Here is a 17,347-nt window from a genome sequence, read left to right on the forward strand (position 1 = left end):
CAGGGCCTGCCACAGGTCTGCCGCGGTGTCTGGATCGACCGGGAAGGCCGCTAGGAACCGGGGCTGTGTCCGGCAGCACGCCCGGCGCCGGGCTGAATGCGCGGTGCGGCGAGCACGCTCCGGTCCCGGGCCAGGATCATTTCAAGTGCACGGGCATTGTCCAGGGGGTCGCGCTGCAGCGCGCGGCCGTCCTGCGGGTTAGTCTCCTGCGGGTTACGCTCCTGCGGCCTGCTGTCCAGGGAGTCGGTTCCGACGGGCGCCGGACCGTCCTCCGTTCCGCCCGGCCTTCTGGTGATTTCCACCGGTCCGTCGATTTCACGGACGGCTGCGGCGAGAACGGTGAAGGCGTCGGATTCAACCCGGACCGCGCGGGTGAGGTTGACGCAGATGCTGGCCCCCAGCGTGGCTGTGTGCCGGAGGATCCGGAGCAGGGTCTCGCAGTTGGAGCCCGTGAGCGATCCCCGTACTTCCACCGATGCGGTGGCATCTCTGGTATCCACGCGTACCAGTACGCGAAGCGGCTCTTCCATGTCATCTCCACGGAGACGCGGGTCCCGGCCACTGCTTAACCGGGTCTGCCACCGTACCAACGCGCCATGCGGCCTGTCAGCAGGTGCCCGGTCTTTGGCCTGCCCCGCAGGGCGGATCGGTTATCGGGAAACACCTTCCATTAGAAGACGGGTTCCTGTTCCAGGTTCCCGACGACGGCGGCGGTGGCTTCCGCGATCGCTTCCTCCTCGTCCGTGGGCACCACCAGGGCGGGGATCGCTGAATCCTCCGTGCTGATCCGCCTGGCCTGCTTTCCCGTTACCAGGTTGGCTTCGGAATCGAGCCGGATACCCAGCGGGCCGAGCTGGTCCAGCACAAGCTGCCGGAATTTCCAGCCGTTCTCGCCAATTCCGGCCGTGAACACCACCGCCTGGGCGCCTCCCACGGCCACGTGGTACGCGCCGATGTATTTCGCGAGCCGGTAGGCGGCGACGTCCAGCGCCAGCCGGGAGCGCTCATCGCCCTGCTCCGCAGCTGTCTCGATGCTGCGCATGTCGGACTCTCCGGCCAGCGCGCGCAGGCCGGATTCGCGGTTCAGCAGGTCATCGAGGGTGTCCGCGTCGTAGCCCTGCCGGGCCAGGAAGATGAGGATTGAGGGATCCACATCGCCGCTGCGGGTGCCCATCACCAGTCCTTCAAGCGGGGTGAATCCCATGGAGGTATCAATGCTCTTTCCGTTCCGGATAGCCGCTACGGAAGCGCCGTTGCCCAGGTGCGCAATCACGGCGTTGAACCTGGCGGGATCGATGCCAAGGAACCGGGCGGCCGTCGGGGCTACGTAGCCGTAGCTGGTGCCGTGGAATCCGTAGCGGCGGATGCCGTAGCGGCGGTAAAGGGTGTTCGGCAGGGCGTAGTGCCAGGCCCGTTCGGGCAGGGTGCGGTGGAATGCGGTGTCGAAGACCGCCACCTGCGGGATTTTCGGCCACTTGTCATGCACTGCCCGGATGCCCATGGCGCTGGCGGGGTTGTGCAGGGGCGCCAGCGGGCTCAGCCGTTCAATGGAGCGGACAATTTCATTGTTGATCAGCACGGGCTCGCTGAAGCGCTCGCCGCCGTGGACCACGCGGTGTCCCACGGCGTCGATGCTTCGCCCGTCCAGTTCCTCCCGGAGCCGGCCGGCCAGTTCTTCGAGGGCAGCCGCATGATCCGGAACCACATCCCCGATCCGGTCAATGATGCCCTTTGTCAGCAGCTCTTCCGTGTCCGTTTCCCGCACCTGGTACTTCAGTGACGATGAACCGGAATTGATTACCAGAACCAGCATCAGTCCTCCTGCGCCTGGACCGCGGTGATGGCCACGGTGTTGACGATGTCTTCAACGGTGCAGCCGCGGCTGAGGTCGTTGACGGGTTTGCGCAGTCCCTGCAGGATCGGCCCCACCGCCACGGCTCCCGCGGACTGCTGGACTGCCTTATAGGTGTTGTTGCCGGTGTTCAGGTCCGGGAAGATGAACACCGTGGCCTGGCCGGCCACCGAGGAGCCCGGCACCTTAGAGGCCGCCACGGAGGCGTCCACGGCGGCGTCGTACTGGATGGGCCCTTCCACCGGCAGGTCCGGGCGGGCGGCGCGGACAAGCTCCGTGGCCTGGCGCACGCGCTCCACGGAGCCGCCTTTGCCGGAGGATCCGGTGGAGTAGGACAGCATGGCCACGCGGGGCGTGACGCCGAACTGTGCGGCGGTGGCGGCGGATGCCAAGGCGATGTCCGCCAGCTGCTCCGCATCCGGGTCCGGATTCACCGCGCAGTCCCCGTACACCAGTACGCGGTCAGAGAGCAGCATCAGGAACACGGAGGACACGATCTTCACGCCCTCCCGTGTGCGGATGAACTCCAGGGCGGGGCGGATGGTGTTGGCCGTGGTGTGGGCCGCCCCGGAGACCATGCCGTCCATCCGGCCGAGCTGGACCATCATGGTTCCGAAGTATGCCCCGTGCAGCATACGTTCCGCGGCGTCCTCCAGTGTGACGCCCTTGTGTTTGCGCAAGGAGGCGTACTCCCGGGCAAATTCATCCCGCAGGGCACTGGTGGCGGGATTGATGACGCTGATATTGGACAGGTCAATGCCCTCGCTGGCGGCCAGCTCCCGGATCTGCGCCTCCGGCCCCAGGACGGTCAGGGCGCATACGTCCCGGCGGCTGAGGATTTCCGCGGCCTGCAGGATCCGCACGTCCAGCCCTTCGGGCAGGACAATCCGCTGCCGGCTGGCGCGGGCACGCATGATCAGCTCATTCAGGAAGCGCAGCGGGGTGGTCGTGGCGGGGCGGGGGAGGGCGAGCCGCTCAAGCAGCTCAGCCTCATCCACATGCCTGGACCAGGCGCCCAGTGCCGCCGCGACCTTCCGCCGATTGCCGCTGGAGATTTCGCCGCGGACCTGGCTGACCCGGCGGGCCGTGGTGTAGGTGTCCGCGCCGACGTCGAAGACCGGGAAGGGCGCGGAGGCCAGCAGCCCCAGGATGGCTGGTTCCACCGGCAGGCCGCCGGTGAGGATCATGCCGCTGGCCACCGGGAAGTCGGAGGAGATGGAGGAGGCGAGGGTGGCCACCATAACGTCGGCACGGTCCGCCGGGACAATGACCAGCGTGCCGTCCGTCAGCTGGGGAAGGAAGTTGCTCACGGTCATGGCGGCGACCTTCACTGCGGAGACGTCGCGTTCAAGGGAGGGGCTGCCGGCCACCTGTCGCGCCTGCAGGGCCTTCTGCACCTCGGCTACGGACGGCTGGGAGATCTCGCTTTGTTCGGGCAGGACGTAGACCGGCCGTCCGCTGTTGCCCGGCCGCATGGCAGCACTGATGTCATCAAGCTCCGACGGCGCGGCCCGGTTGACCATCATGGCCAGCAGGTCGCATTTTGCCTCGGCGAGCTGGCGGCGGGAAACATCCACGGCGTCCGCGGTTTCCGCCGCGGTCATTTCCTGGGCATTTACGACGGCGAGCACCACGGTCCCCAGGTCATTGGCCAACCTGGCGTTGAGATCGAACTCCAGTGCAACGTCGTGCCCGGAAAGGTCCGTTCCCTCCACAATGACCACATCGCAGTGGGCGGCAATCTCGCTGTAAACCGCAAGGCAGCGGGCGTCCACTTCGCCCCGCTCACCTGCCACCAGCAGCGCGCGCAGCTGCGCGCGGGTCAAACCGCCGCGGCAGGTGGCCGGGCCAAGATTGAATCGGCGCTGCATCAGTTCCACCATCGGGTCTGCGGCGGGATTATCACCTTCAACAATCGGCCGGAAGAAGCCCACCCGGTCGGCATGGCGGCCCAGCATGTCCGCCAGCCCCAGGCTGATCAGGGACTTGCCGGAACCCGGCGTCATGGCACTGACATAGATTCCACGGGCCATAGCTGCGTTTCCGTTCGTTGCCGGGAGGGCACGCACCCGGGCGCCTGAGGCGACCCGTGGCGTGCATCACATCAATAGTCGCAAAAGCATCCCGGACTTGCCAGCGGACACCGTGGAGGGACCCTGCCGGCCGGCTCTTCGTGGACTCTCCCGTCTCAGCATGTGAGACTGACATAAGTGCCGCAGAGCGCCGAGCCTACGATTAAATGGTTAGATTTCCTCAAAACCCAAGGCGAGGACCCCCGTGAGTCTCTTCCGTACCAAACCCATTGAGAACTCCCTGGCGGATGCCGATGAGCCGGGGCGCCGGCTAAAGCGTTCGCTCACCACGTGGGACCTGATGATCATGGGTGTCGCGGTCGCCGTCGGCGCCGGCATCTTCTCGGTGGGGGCTAAGGCCGCCGCCGAGTTTTCCGGACCCGCCGTGACGGTCTCCTTCATCCTGGCCGCCATCACCTGCGCGCTCGCCATCATGTGTTACGCCGAGTTCGCCACGGCCATTCCCGTGGCCGGTTCCGCCTATGTGTTCAGCTACGCGACCATGGGCGAGCTGGTGGCGTGGATCATCGGCTGGAACCTGATCCTTGAACTGTTCACCGCCGCGGCGGTGATCGCCAAGTACTGGGGCATCTACCTCAGCGAAGTGTTTGCGCTGATAGGGCTGGACGTTCCCGCGACCCTGCACTTCGGGCCGATTGACCTGACCTGGGGTCCGTTCCTGATTGTTACCGTGTTCACCATCCTGCTGGTCATGGGCACCAAGCTTTCCGCCCAGGTGGGCAACGTTTTCACCATCATCAAGGTGGGTGTGGTGCTGTTTGTGATCGTGGCCGGGTTCTTCTACGTGAAGGCGGAGAACTACACCCCGTTCATCCCGGACTCCGTTCCTACCTCCGGCAGCGGCAGCGAGGGTGTGCTGCAGCAGTCCCTGTTCTCCTTCGTCACCGGAGCTGCCCCGGCCCAGTACGGACTCCTGGGAGTGTTTGCCGGTGCCGCCGTCGTCTTCTTTGCCTTTATCGGCTTCGACGTTGTTGCCACCTCGGCCGAAGAGGTCAAGGATCCGGGTAAAACCCTCCCGCGGGGCATCTTCGCAGGCCTGGCCGTGGTGACCCTGCTGTACATCGGCGTGTCCCTCGCCCTGACCGGCATGGTCTCCTACACCGACCTGGCGTCGGTGGAGTCCCCGAACCTCGCCACCGCCTTCTCCCTGGTGGGCAACAACGGGGCGGCTGCGGTGATTGCCGTCGGTTCCCTGATTGGACTCACCACCGTGATCATGGTGCTGCTGATGGGCCTGGCCCGCGTGGTGCTGGCCATGAGCCGCGACGGACTGCTGCCGCGTGCCCTGTCCCGGACCAGTGACAAGCACGCCACGCCTGCCCGCCTGCAGATCCTGTGCGGCGCATTGGTAGCCCTGGTGGCGGGGTTCACGCAGGTGGACGTGCTGGAGGAAATGATCAACATCGGCACCCTGTCCGCCTTTGTGGTGGTCAGCCTGGGCATCCTGGTGCTGCGGAAGAAGCGCCCGGACCTCCGTCCGGCATTCCGGGTGCCGTTCGGGCCGGTAATCCCGGTGCTTTCCGCGCTGCTCTGCCTGTACCTCATGACCAACCTGGCCGTGGAAACCTGGATCTACTTTGCCGGCTGGCTGCTGATTGGCTTCCTGCTGTACTTCGCCTACGGCCAGCGCCACTCACGGTTGAATGAGAAGTTCAGCAGTGTTGCCGCTGCCGAATCCGCCACGGACACCTCCGGGGCCTGAGCCCTGCGCATGCGCCGGACCGGCTCCGGTGGCAGACTGGGCGCATGCTTGTTGCCTTTTCCGTTGCCCCGTCCGGTGCCGGCCCGCTCACGCGGCCCGGCGGACCTGCCCAAGATGCCTCGGTGCATGACGCCGTCGCCGCAGCCGTAAGGATTGTCCGGGATTCCGGCCTGCCCAATTCCACCGACGCCATGTTCACCACGGTGGAGGGGGAGTGGGATGAGGTCATGGACGTGATCCGGCGGGCCACGGAAGCAGTGGGACAGTACGGCAGCCGGGTCTCCCTGGTGCTGAAGGCGGACATCCGGCCGGGCCATACGGGCGAATTGGCCGGCAAGGTCCAGCGGCTGGAAAACGCCCTCACAAAACTGGATGACCGGAGCGGGCACGCCTAACGCCGGATACGGCAGAGCGGGAGCGGCAGTGATGCAGGACTGGGAACAGGTGCAGGACTACCTGGACGGCCAAGTGGTCCAACCGGACGCCGCCCTCACCGGGATTGTCACTGCAACGGCGGACGCCGGGCTTCCGGCCATTGAAGTATCTGCCGCCCAGGGCAAGTTCCTGATGCTGCTGGCCGGTATCCGGGGTGCCCGGCGGATCCTTGAGATCGGCACCCTCGGCGGTTTCAGTACGGCCTGGCTCGCCCGGGCACTGCCGCCCGACGGCGAGCTGGTCACCTGTGAATACGAACCCCGGCATGCCGAGGTTGCCCGCGCCAACCTGGAACGGGCCGGGCTCGGCGGCCTGGTCACCATCCGCGTGGGCGAGGCCCTTCACACGCTGCCCACGCTCGCCGGGCCGTTTGACCTGGTTTTCATCGATGCGGACAAGGTGAACAATCCCGTCTACCTTGACTGGGCGGTGCGGCTCTCCCGACCCGGCAGCCTCATAGTGGTGGACAACGTGGTTCGCGGCGGCAGCGTGCTGGATCCCGACGGCGACGCCGCGGTGCAGGGGACACGGGAAGTCCTGCATCTGCTCGGCTCGGACCCGCGCCTGCAGGCGACCGCACTGCAGACGGTCGGGTCCAAGGGCTGGGACGGCTTCGCGCTGGCGGTAGTGCAGTGACGAAATCTGCCATGACACGGGATCCGCGGCGGTCAGCGAGCCGGAGCTACTGCTCTGCCCGCGGCCCCGGAAGCCCGCTGCGGGTGCTGGCAGCCCCGGCGCTTAAGCTGGAGGCATGAGCTTTAGCATCCGGCGTGCCACGCCAGACGACGCCGCGGACTTCGTCTCCGTACATCTGCAGTCCTGGCGCGAAAGCTATGCACACGTCCTCGGCGAGGAGGTCTTCCGGCGCCGGGAAGCGGACCGCAGCGCCGCCGTCGAACACCGGCGCGCAGCTCTGGCCGAGCAGGCCTCGGATCCCGCCATCCGGACCTGGCTGGCCCATGCCGGGGACGGCAGGCTTCTCGGCTTTGCCTCCGCCGGCCCGGCCCGGGACGAAGACATCCGTGCTGTCCTGCCGCTGGAGCTGTGGTCCATCTACATCCTGGCCGAGGCGTACGGCAGCGGAGTGGGCCAGGCCCTGCTGGAACACGCCGTGGCAGACGCACCGGCCTATGTCTGGGTGCTGGAAGACAATGTCCGGGCGCAGGCGTTCTACCGCCGGAACGGCTTTGTGCCGGACGGAACCGTCAAGGACCTGCCCCAGGTCTGGGCCGGGACCGGCATGGTGGAAATCCGCATGGTGAGAAACTGATGGGGCGCAAGCGGCCCGGTAAGGACCCCGTGGAAACGTCCGCGCCGGGTGCGGGGCCGGTGGCTGGAACCTACCCCATCGACACCGGAACCTGTGAGCTGGTGCCGGACTCCTTCGCCTCCGACAGCTGGATCCTCATGGTCAACGGGGTGCACAGCTCGCACATTGACCTGGCAGACCCGCGGCACCTGGATTTCGAGTACATGCGCTGGATTGCGGCCCTGGTGGAATCCCGCTGGCGCCCGGATGCCTCCCTGCGTGCACTGCACCTGGGCGGTGCGGCATGTTCCCTGGCGCGGTATTTTGCCGCCGTGTATCCGGGTGCGCGGCAGGTCGCCGTCGAACTCGACGGGCGCCTGGCCGAGCTGGTCCGCGGCTGGTTTGATCTGCCCCGGGCGCCGCTGCTGCGGCTCCGGGTCGGTGAGGCCCGGGCCGTCACGGAGACCCTGCATGACGGAAGCCGGGACCTGGTAATCCGGGATGTGTTCGCCGGCGCGAAGACGCCGGTGCCGCTGACGACGGCGGAATTCACTGCGCATGCCCGGCGGGTGCTGGCGCCGGACGGGGTCTACGTAGTGAATTGCGGGGACACTCCGGACCTGCGCGGTGCGCGTGCGGAGGCGGCCACCATCTGTGCCGCCTTCCGGTACACCGCAGCCATAGCCGATCCGGCCATGCTGAAGGGCCGCCGCTACGGCAACATCATCCTGGCCGGCAGCGATGCACCGTTTGCCGAGGATCCCGGCCTGCCTCGTGCACTGCTCGGCGGCGGCGTGCCGGCGCATCTCTGGGATGACGCGAAACTGCGCAGCTTCGCCGCCGATGCCCGGATCCTGCATGATCCGGTGAGTAGCTAACCTCACCTCAAGTGTCAGCCTGCTTACTAATTTAGTAGGGTGGAAAGACGCTGCCGTCTCCCGGCAGCCGGTCTGAACCACGATGGAGGCTACATGTCTGACAAGAGCACATCCGATCCCGACCTGCCCATTCCGGGCGCACCGGCGGCCTCGGCCCCGTCCCTGGCCGAGCCGATCGAACCCCGCGAGCCGTTGCCGCCCAAGCCGGACCAGGATGGACCGGAGACCGTGTCCCCCACCGGAGTTCCCACCGGCGCGCCGAAGTCCTCCAACGCCCAGAGCGGACGGTACCTGACCACCGCCCAGGGGGCACGGCTGCGGGATACCGACCATTCCCTCAAGGCCGGTCCTCGCGGGCCGGTACTCCTGCAGGACCACCACCTGCGCGAAAAGATCACCCACTTTGACCATGAACGCATCCCGGAGCGTGTAGTCCACGCCCGCGGTGCCGCAGCTCACGGCGTATTTGTGGCCAACGGCGCCGCAGAAGGGGTGACCCGCGCCGGTTTCCTGGCCAGGGGAACGGAAACACCGGTGTTTGTCCGCTTCTCCACGGTGTTGGGATCCCGCGGCTCCGCCGACACGGTCCGGGACACCCGGGGCTTCAGCACCAAGTTCTACACGGACGAGGGCAACTATGACCTGGTTGCCAACAACATTCCGGTCTTCTTCATCCAGGACGCCATCAAGTTCCCTGACGTGATCCACGCGGGCAAACCGCACCCGGACCGTGAAATCCCCCAGGCGCAAAGCGCCCATGACACTTTCTGGGACTTCGTCTCGCTCCACACCGAAGCGCAGCACCACACCATGTGGAATATGTCCGACCGCGGCATCCCGCGTTCCTACCGCACCATGGAAGGCTTCGGCGTCCATACCTTCCGCCTGGTCAACGCCAAGGGGGAAACCACCCTGGTGAAGTTCCACTGGAAGCCGCGTCAGGGCGTGCACTCCCTGGTCTGGGAGGAAGCACAGATCATCAACGGCATGGATCCTGATTTCCACCGCCGGGACCTGGCCGATGCCATCGAAGCAGGCGCCTTCCCGCAGTGGGATCTGGGCATCCAGGTGTTCCCGGACACCGAGGATGAAATGTTCGAGGGCATCGACCTGCTGGACCCGACGAAGCTGGTGCCCGAGGAACTGGCTCCGGTGCAGATCATCGGCACCATGACGCTCAACGCCAACCCCACCAACTTCTTCGCGGAAACCGAGCAGGTGGCCTTCCACCCCGGCCACCTCGTGCCCGGCATCGACGTCACCAATGATCCGCTGCTGCAGGGCCGGCTGTTCTCCTACATCGACACCCAGCTCACCCGGCTGGGCGGACCGAACTTCAGCCAGATCCCCATCAACCGCCCGCACGCCCCGGTGAACGACATGCTCCGCGACGGCTTCCACCAGGATGCCGACCATGCGGGTGTGGCCCCGTACCAGCCCAATTCCCTGGACGGCGGCTGCCCCTTTATGGCCGGCGCCGACATGGGTGCCTTCATTGACGTTCCAGCCGAAGTGCCGGCGTCCCGGAAGGTGCGGGAAAACCCGGCCAGCTTTGATGACCACTACAGCCAGGCACGGATGTTTTTCCGCTCGCTGACCCCGGTGGAGCAGGACCACGTGGTTCAGGCCTACACCTTTGAACTGGGCAAGTGCTACGAGGAGAACATCCGGCTGCGCCAGCTCCAGTCGCTCGCCAATATCGACGCACGGCTGGCCGCAGAGGTCGCCATGGGACTGGGCCTCGAAGCACCGGAACCGGAGCTTGCCGTGGAAGACACCGCACCCAGCCCTGCCCTGAGCCAGATCGGCGGCTCCTGGCCGGTGGCCGGCCGGATAGTCGGTGTGGTGGCGGATGACACCACCGACCTCGGTGCGCTTTCCGAGGTGCTTGCCACCCTGCAGGCGGAAGGAGTGGTTCCGCTGGTAGTGGCTCCCCACGGCGGGAAGCTGGGCGGAGAGATTACCGTCCAGCGGACCTACCTGACGGCCCGTTCCACTGAGTTCGACGCCGTGGTGGTGGCGGCCTCGGGTGCTCCGGCGACCGACGCCGTCGGCAGCCTGGACGCGAAGGCCGGCAACCCGGAGGGTCATCCCTCCCTCGACCCGAGGGTGACGCTGATGCTGGGCGAAGCCTTCCGCCATGCAAAGGCCATCGGCGCCTGGGGCGACGGCAGTTCCGTCCTGATGGCAGCAGGCATCCCCACTGACGCCCCCGGTGTTGTGACGGGGGAAGCTGCTGAGGTGACTGCCGGACTGACCGGCCTGCTGGCCGGCCACCGGGTCTGGGAGCGCACCGTCGCCGCCTAGCCTGCGGGCCTGCGTTTCCGTACGGGAAATAGAAGAGGGGATCCCCGGCTCATGAACTGGTCCCCGAAAGTTGGACTGGCCAAATAAAAGTCTAGGCCGCGAGGGCCTGAGCACGGTATTGCACCGGGCTCAGGCCCTCGAGCTTTGTCGAGATACGTTCAGTGTTGTACCAGCGGATGTACTCATCCAGCTGGGCCCTCAGGGCATCGGTGTTCAGGAACCGGACCCGGTGGAAGAGTTCCTCCTTGAGGTGTCCGAAGAAGTTCTCCATCACCGCGTTGTCGTAGCAGTTGCCCTTGCGGGACATCGATTGGACCGCTCCGGCGTTCTTCAGCAGCGTCCGCCACGAGACGTGCTGATACTGGAATCCCTGATCCGAATGCACGAGCGGCTGCGCCCCGGGCTCGAGACCGGTGAGGGCTTCACGCAGCGAGGAGTTAGTGAGCTCCAGATTCGGGGATAACCCGATCGAGTACGAGATGATCTGCCGGTTGAAGAGGTCCATCACCGGGGAGAGGTAGAGCTTGCGGTCACCGACGCTGAACTCGGTCACGTCGGTCACCCACTTCTGGTTCGGTGCAGCAGCTTCGAACTCCCGGTTCAGCAGATTCGGTGCCACCACGCCCTGTTCACCGCGGTAGGAGACGTAACGCTTCCTTCGCCGTACTTTGCAGACCAGCCGCAGCGAACGCATCAGCTTCAACACGGTCTTTTTCGCCACCGTCCACCCGTGCTTGAGCAGCTCAGTATGAATGCGGCGGTGCCCGTACCGGCCGTGGTTCTTCTCGAAGATCTCCCTCACGGCAGCCTTAATCTCAGCTTGCGGGTCTGGGCGCTGGAAGCGGGCCTGATGATAGAAAAACGTCGAACGGGCCAGGCCCGCGACGTCCAGGAGCACGTCCAGCCGGTGTTCGGCCTTGAGAGCGATGACAGCGCGGACCTTTACGGCCGTTCCTCGTCCCTCAAGGCCTGCACTTTTCCCAGGAACGCGACCTCTGCCCGCAGACGCTCGTTCTCGCGGCGCAATCGTTGTATCTCTGACTCTGGCTGCGTCGATGCCTCAGGATTTGTCTTCGGGCGGCCCTTGGGCTTCGCGCGCAGTCCGTCTTCGCCTTCCGCCCGGTACTGACGTGCCCACTTCTCGATCAGCTGCGGAGAGGACAGCTGGAGCTCTTTAGCCAGGGCGACTTTGCTCTCTCCAGCTTGAAATCGGCGCACGGCATCGAGTTTGAACTCGAAGGAGAACAAGCGTTTGGTTGGCTTGGCCACTAGCGTCGAACCTCCGCGAACTCTCCACCGGTCGTATAGCCGGCGGATTGCTTTCACGCGCACCCCGAGCCTTGTTGCTACGGAGTTGGGACCCCAACCGGTCTCGAACAACGCTACCGCGGCCTTGCGTTGTTCCTCGGATAACGAACTGCTCTTCTGCAAAAACTGCTCCCCGAAAGTCAGAACTGATTTCTCAGTCCAACTTTCGGGGAGCAGTTCATCACGCCGGGGATCCCCTCTTTGGCTATGGTCCGTGTCTAACGGCGGACCCGGATCAGGTCACTCAGACGCCGAGCAGCTCCGTGATCGGGCCTACGCCGAAGTACAGTGCGAAAGCTGCGGCGACCACGTACATCAGGGGATGCACTTCGCGGCCGCGGCCCTGGAAGAGGCGGATCACGGTGAAGGAGATAAACCCGGCCCCCAGGCCGTTGGCGATCGAGTAGGTGAACGGCATCAGCGCGAAGGTCAGGAAGGACGGCAGGGCCAGCCCGATGTCGTTCCAATCGATCTTGCCCACCTGCGAAACCATCAGGTAGCCCACAACCACCAGGGCGGGGGCCACGGCCTCAAACGGAACCAGGTAGATCAGCGGGGTGAGGAACATGGCCACGAGGAAGAGCAGGCCGGTCACCACGGAGGCCAGGCCGGTCCGCGCGCCTTCGCCGATACCGGCACCGGATTCCACGAAGATCTGGTTGGAGGAAACACCGGCGCCGCCGCCTGCCACCGCACCCGCGGCATCAACCAAGAGTACACGCTCCACGTTGGGGATGTTGCCGTCCTTGTCGATGGATCCGGCGCCGGCGGCCAGGCCCACCATGGTGCCCATGGCGTCGAAGAAGATGCTGAGCAGGATCACGAAGACCAGCAGCGAGGCGGCGATGCCGCCCAGGGTCTGGAAGGATCCGACCAGGCTGACATCGCCGATCAGGGAAAGATCGGGGGCTCCCCATTCGGGTGCGCTGGGTGTTACCAGCGACCAGCCGGTCGCAACGCCGGCGCCCTGGCTGCCCGGGCTGGCCAGCCACTCGACGAGTACGGCGAAAACAGTGGAGGCCAGGATGCCGATCAGGATGGCGCCGCGGACCTTGCGTGCCATCAGCACAATGGTCAGCAGCAGGCCGAAGACGAACACCAGGGTAGGCCAGCCGAGCAGTTCCCCTCCGTTGCCCAGGCCCAACGGAACCGTGGTGCCGGCCTCGTCCAGGTTGCGCCGGACAAAACCGGCGTTGACCAGTCCCACGAGTGTTACGAAAAGACCAATGCCCACCACAATCGCGGTTTTCAGGCTGGGCGGCACGGCACGGAATACGGCTGTCCGGAAGCCGGTCAGCACCAGGATGACCATGGCGAGGCCTGCAATGACCACCAGCCCCATCACATCCGGCCAGGTCAGGCCGTCATTGGAAGCCACAGTCACGGCCACGAAGGCATTTACGCCCAGGCCGGTGGCGATAGCGAAGGGGTGCTTGGCCCAAATGCCCATAATCAGGGTGAGGATGCCCGCAACGAGGGCCGTTCCGGCGGCAATGGCCGGCCCGGGCATGGTGTTGCCCATGGAGTCTTCGCCGCCAAGGATCAGCGGGTTCAGTACCACTATGTAACTCATCGCGAAGAAGGTGGCCAGGCCGCCGCGCACTTCGGTGGCAACGGATGAACCCCGTTTCGTGATCTCGAAGTAGCGGTCCAGCTTTGAACCTTTTTTGAGCATGACGCGTCCTCTGAACTGACGGTGGGATGAAGTGAGGGAAATCCTGCACTTTGATCTTATCGCGGCCCCGGAGGCGTCCCCGGCCGGGGGCGGCTAGGCTGAAACAGTGAGGAACTTCGTACGTAACAGACCGTCCCTGTCCGGTTTCACCGCGCTCGCCGCCTTCCTGTTCGCCGTATTCGCAGGGCTGCTGCTGTCCGCGCCGCCGGCGGCAGCGCACGATGAGCTGACGGGCTCGGTTCCCGCCGACGGTGCGGTGCTGGACTCCGCACCCGAGGCGGTGGAGCTGACCTTCTCCAACACTCCGGCCGCAATTGGCTCCGAGGTCAGGGTACTGGCCGAAGACGGCACCGACTGGGCGGACGGTGATGTGCGGATCCTGGACAACACTGCCACCCAGCGGCTGCGCGACGGCGCGCCGGCGGGCACGTACACCGTGCAGTGGCGGGTAGTGTCCTCGGATGCCCATCCGATTGAGGGGACCTTCGGCTTCACCGCCGCGGGAGGCGAAGCTGAGACGGCCCCTGCTGCAGGCCCGTCCGTGCAGCCGTCCGAGCCGGGCGATTCCTCGCAGACGCCGGTGCTGAACCAGGGGGAGGACACCGGTCTCTCCTGGCAGGTAATCGTCCCCGCCGTCGTCGTGCTTATCGCCGTCGCCGTTTTGATTGCACTGATTGTCCGGCGGCGGTTGCGCGAGGGCTGACTTTCGGCCCGTCCGTAGGCAGAATCACACCCGCGATGGCTTCGCCGGCGGCTTTCGCCTGGCGCAGGAGTTCACTGACCGTGGGCAGCATGGTCCCGCCCACGCCCACAAAATAGACGCCGGCCTCCCGCAGGGCGGTTACCGTTTCGGGCCAGGTGGCCACCCCGGCGGCTTTGGTCATCTTCCGCAGATCGGAGCGGGAGCAGCTGGTGAGGACAATGGTGTCGGCCAGCAGCACCCCCCGTCCCGTACGCACCGCCCACCTCCCCGTGCCGGCCACGGGGGAGGGGCGTAGCCCTGAGGGTGCAGCCCGGCGCAGATCCCTCGCCGGGGAGTCGCCGCGGATATCCAGCTGGTGGCTGGCAGCGTAGCCCTGCAGAATCCGGCGCAGCTGGTCCCGCTTGGTGTAGGGTTCCGGCTCCGCCGCCGCTCCCCGGATGGCCTCCGCATCCGGAACCGGCCCGTGCACCACAATGGAGTCCACGCCCTGCCTGCTCAGTTCGGCCGCTACGGCCATCCCGCTGAGTCCGCAGCCAATCACCACCGTCCGGGTCCGTTCGGGAATCGGCGTTTGACGCCCCGCGCCGTTGCGATCAGGGTTCATGCCGGTGTTGTCCTTCCGTCGGGTCCGGAACCTCCCCACAGGCCGCTGGCTCTGGGAGCGAACCATATAGCGGACCTCGTCGCAGCGGTAGCGTGTTCTGTTGCCGCAGCGCGGTACGCTACTGCTAAGGACAGCCGGACGCTGATTGCCGGTTGGGTACCGGAAGGAGCAGCACGTGACTGATTCGACCTGGGGAACCGGACCCGGCGCAGACGGGCCCGCGGGCATCGTGGTGGGCATCGACGGATCCGATCAGAGCATGTGCGCCCTTTTCTGGGCCGCCCGTGAAGCCCGGCGCAGGCAGTGCCCCCTTCACGTGGTGACGGCATACACGGTGCCGATCTTTGCCGCCTCTTCCATGGACGCCGGATACACCACGGTGGATGACGAGATGATCCGCGACGGCGCCCGGCAGGTGCTGGATGACGCCGTGGCGCGGATCAGCCATTACAACCTGGAAATCGTTCCCCGCGTGGAAACCGGCGACGCCGCCGCGGTCCTGCTGGAATTGTCCGAGGACGCGGACCTGATGGTGGTGGGTTCACGCGGACGCGGCGGATTTGTCGGCCGGCTGCTGGGTTCCGTGTCCAGCGCACTGCCCGCCCACGCAAAGTGCCCCACCGTCATTGTTCCCCTGCGCACCGCCGGGCGCCTGCCGGATTCGGGGGTGAAGCCGCCGGCCAACTCACCGGATCCTGATGCCGTGCACCAGGCCGTGGTGGTGGGAGTGGACGGCTCCGAGCAGGGCCGTGCGGCCTCGCTGGTCGCGGCGGAACAGGCCCTGCGCATGAACCTCCCGCTGCGCATCCTGTGCTCACTTCCGCCCTTCAGCGGCTCGCTGGCCTGGGTGCCCGCACCGCTGGACATCGAGGCCCTGCATGCGGAACTGCGCGAACAGCTCGACGCCGGCCGGGACTGGCTGCAGAGCCACTTCCCGTCACTGGAAATGACCGTGGAGCTGGTGGATGGGGCGCCGCCGGAGATTCTGGTGGAGCGGACCGCGAAGGTGGAACTGCTGGTGCTGGGTACCCGGGGCCGCGGCGGCTTCGCCGGAATGCTCCTGGGCTCCACCAGCCAGAGCGTGCTGCACCATGCCAAGGGACCGGTGATGGTGGTGCCTGATCATGAGGACCCGCGGCTGCTGGACCGGCGGGACTTCGGCCCCATGGTGATGGAGTAACCCGCGGCCCCTAGGCGTGCTGCTGCCCTTCGTGGACCGCGTGGCTGGCGGGCTCCAGTTGGAAGGTGCAGTGGTCGGTATCGAAATGGCTGCTGAGGCACCGGGTCAGCCCGTCCAGCACCCGGTCCATGCCTTCCGGGGTGAGGTGCTCCTCGTCCACCACCACATGCGCGGAGAACACCGGGACCCCTGAGGTAATGGTCCAAATGTGGATGTCATGTGCATCCGCTACGCCGTCGACCGAGACGATATGGTCCCGGATCAGCGCAATATCCACGCCGGCCGGGGTAGCCTCAAGCAGCACGTCGATGACTTCCTTCAGCAGCGACCATGCCCGGGGCAGGATCATCAGGGCAATCAGGATGGAGGCCCAGGTGTCCGCCTGCTGGTAGCCGGTGAGCATAATAACGACGGCGGAAACCACCACTGCCGCCGAGCCCAGCAGGTCCCCGAGCACTTCCAGATAGGCCCCGCGTACGTTCAGGGACTCCTTGCGGCCCGAATGCAGCACCAGCAGGGAGGCCAGGTTGGCCAGCCCGCCCACGATCGCCGCGATGAGCATCAGCCCGGTGTGGACCTCCGTCTGGGACCCCAGCCGGCGCAGGGCCTCGATGAAGATGACCGACGCGATGACGATGAGCAGCACCGCATTGGCCAGCGCTGCCAGGACCTCGGCGCGCTGGTAGCCGTACGTCCGCCGGGCTGTGGGCGGGCGCGCCGCAATCCACGCAGCCACCAGGGCAATGGAGACACCGGCAGCGTCCGAGAGCATGTGCCCGGCGTCGGCAAGCAGCGCCAGTGAACCGGACAGCAGCGCGCCGGCCACCTGGATCAGCACCACGGACATGGTGATGATGAAAACAATCAGCAGGCGGCGGCGGTGCTTCCCGGTGGCGGTGACGGGGCTGAGGCCGTGGCTGTGGCCGGAATGGTCACTCATGGTTTAAGGCTAGCCCCAACCGAGTTCGTGCAGCCGCTCGTCATCGATGCCGAAGTGATGGGCCACCTCATGGATGACGGTGATGCGGACTTCATCCACTACTTCTTCCCGGCTTTCGCACATGCGCAGCAGGGGTCCGCGGAACACCACGATGCGGTCCGGCAGCGAGCCGGCATCCCACCAGGAGTCCCGTTCGGTCAGAGGTGTGCCTTCGTACACGCCCAGCAGCTCGGTGTCCGGATCCTCGTGCGGGCCCGGTACGTACTCATCCTCAATGAAGATGGCCACGTTGTTCATGGCGCGGGAGAGATCTGCGGGAATGGTGTCGATGGCGGCTTCCACGCAGGCCTCGAACTCGTCGGCACTCATCTGAATTGGCACCCCTCCACTGTAGTGGCGTGTGCCTCACCGGAGGCGTTTT

The 17,347-nt window shown here is 66.1% G+C and carries 17 protein-coding genes; 8 read left to right on the top strand and 9 right to left on the bottom strand.

Annotated features, from left to right (window positions below; genetic code table 11):
* Positions 1-50: 50 nt before the first annotated feature.
* From MUK71_RS00710 to pta, 3 genes are all read right to left on the bottom strand, one after another.
* Positions 51-530 (bottom strand): hypothetical protein, encoded by a 480-nt coding sequence (locus tag MUK71_RS00710; protein WP_227929687.1) that lies wholly within the window; start codon positions 528-530, stop codon positions 51-53.
* 140 nt (positions 531-670) lie between these two features.
* Entirely contained in the window at positions 671-1,813 is a 1,143-nt protein-coding gene (locus tag MUK71_RS00715; RefSeq protein ID WP_227929688.1) for an acetate/propionate family kinase, read from the bottom strand.
* Positions 1,813-3,885, bottom strand: coding sequence for a phosphate acetyltransferase (gene pta / locus MUK71_RS00720; RefSeq protein WP_227903245.1), 2,073 nt, complete (start codon positions 3,883-3,885; stop codon positions 1,813-1,815). Before pta ends, MUK71_RS00715 begins: the two co-directional genes overlap by 1 nt.
* Before the next feature lie 244 nt (positions 3,886-4,129).
* Here pta and MUK71_RS00725 point away from each other — a divergent pair, with 244 nt between their 5' ends.
* From MUK71_RS00725 to MUK71_RS00750, 6 genes are all read left to right on the top strand, one after another.
* Positions 4,130-5,647: an APC family permease gene (locus MUK71_RS00725; protein WP_227929689.1), complete on the top strand. Its 1,518-nt coding sequence runs from the start codon at positions 4,130-4,132 to the stop codon at positions 5,645-5,647.
* 44 nt (positions 5,648-5,691) lie between these two features.
* Entirely contained in the window at positions 5,692-6,042 is a 351-nt protein-coding gene (locus MUK71_RS00730; RefSeq protein ID WP_227929690.1) for a thiamine-binding protein, read from the top strand.
* A gap of 31 nt (positions 6,043-6,073) precedes the next feature.
* Positions 6,074-6,718 carry an O-methyltransferase gene (locus MUK71_RS00735; protein WP_227929698.1) on the top strand — a complete coding sequence of 215 codons (645 nt, stop codon included), beginning with the start codon at positions 6,074-6,076 and terminating at the stop codon, positions 6,716-6,718.
* Between the two features lie 115 nt (positions 6,719-6,833).
* On the top strand, positions 6,834-7,352 hold the full coding sequence (locus tag MUK71_RS00740; protein ID WP_227929691.1) for a GNAT family N-acetyltransferase: 519 nt from the start codon (positions 6,834-6,836) through the stop codon (positions 7,350-7,352).
* Complete coding sequence (locus tag MUK71_RS00745; RefSeq protein ID WP_227929692.1) at positions 7,352-8,209, top strand: spermidine synthase; 858 nt, start codon at positions 7,352-7,354, stop codon at positions 8,207-8,209. Before MUK71_RS00740 ends, MUK71_RS00745 begins: the two co-directional genes overlap by 1 nt.
* Positions 8,210-8,302: 93 nt before the next feature.
* A complete protein-coding gene (locus MUK71_RS00750) occupies positions 8,303-10,516 on the top strand; it encodes a catalase (RefSeq protein WP_227929693.1) in 2,214 nt (737 codons plus the stop codon).
* Positions 10,517-10,607: 91 nt separating this feature from the next.
* Here the strand turns inward: MUK71_RS00750 and MUK71_RS00755 are convergent, their stop codons facing one another.
* From MUK71_RS00755 to MUK71_RS00765, 3 genes are all read right to left on the bottom strand, one after another.
* A complete protein-coding gene (locus MUK71_RS00755; protein ID WP_244802774.1) occupies positions 10,608-11,414 on the bottom strand; it encodes an IS3 family transposase in 807 nt (268 codons plus the stop codon).
* Between the two features lie 44 nt (positions 11,415-11,458).
* Complete coding sequence (locus MUK71_RS00760) at positions 11,459-11,785, bottom strand: helix-turn-helix domain-containing protein (RefSeq protein ID WP_244802772.1); 327 nt, start codon at positions 11,783-11,785, stop codon at positions 11,459-11,461.
* A 283-nt stretch (positions 11,786-12,068) separates the two neighbouring features.
* Complete coding sequence (locus MUK71_RS00765; RefSeq protein ID WP_227906019.1) at positions 12,069-13,499, bottom strand: NCS2 family permease; 1,431 nt, start codon at positions 13,497-13,499, stop codon at positions 12,069-12,071.
* A gap of 106 nt (positions 13,500-13,605) precedes the next feature.
* On the opposite strand from MUK71_RS00765, the gene MUK71_RS00770 reads away from it, so the two are divergent.
* Positions 13,606-14,202: a copper resistance CopC family protein gene (locus tag MUK71_RS00770; RefSeq protein WP_227929734.1), complete on the top strand. Its 597-nt coding sequence runs from the start codon at positions 13,606-13,608 to the stop codon at positions 14,200-14,202.
* Here the strand turns inward: MUK71_RS00770 and MUK71_RS00775 are convergent.
* Positions 14,144-14,806 carry an NAD(P)/FAD-dependent oxidoreductase gene (locus tag MUK71_RS00775; RefSeq protein ID WP_227929733.1) on the bottom strand — a complete coding sequence of 221 codons (663 nt, stop codon included), beginning with the start codon at positions 14,804-14,806 and terminating at the stop codon, positions 14,144-14,146. The two genes, MUK71_RS00770 and MUK71_RS00775, sit on opposite strands and share 59 nt — an antisense overlap.
* A gap of 175 nt (positions 14,807-14,981) precedes the next feature.
* Here MUK71_RS00775 and MUK71_RS00780 point away from each other — a divergent pair, with 175 nt between their 5' ends.
* The gene (locus MUK71_RS00780) at positions 14,982-15,986 is read left to right on the top strand and encodes a universal stress protein (RefSeq protein ID WP_227929732.1); all 1,005 of its coding nucleotides are present in this window, start codon (positions 14,982-14,984) and stop codon (positions 15,984-15,986) included.
* Positions 15,987-15,996: 10 nt separating this feature from the next.
* Here MUK71_RS00780 and MUK71_RS00785 read toward each other — a convergent pair whose 3' ends face one another.
* Positions 15,997-16,926: a cation diffusion facilitator family transporter gene (locus tag MUK71_RS00785; protein ID WP_227929731.1), complete on the bottom strand. Its 930-nt coding sequence runs from the start codon at positions 16,924-16,926 to the stop codon at positions 15,997-15,999.
* A 9-nt stretch (positions 16,927-16,935) separates the two neighbouring features.
* Entirely contained in the window at positions 16,936-17,295 is a 360-nt protein-coding gene (locus MUK71_RS00790; protein WP_227906028.1) for a metallopeptidase family protein, read from the bottom strand.
* Positions 17,296-17,347 lie beyond the last annotated feature (52 nt).

Source organism: Arthrobacter zhangbolii (assembly GCF_022869865.1).
GTDB classification, from domain to species: Bacteria; Actinomycetota; Actinomycetes; order Actinomycetales; family Micrococcaceae; genus Arthrobacter_B; species Arthrobacter_B zhangbolii.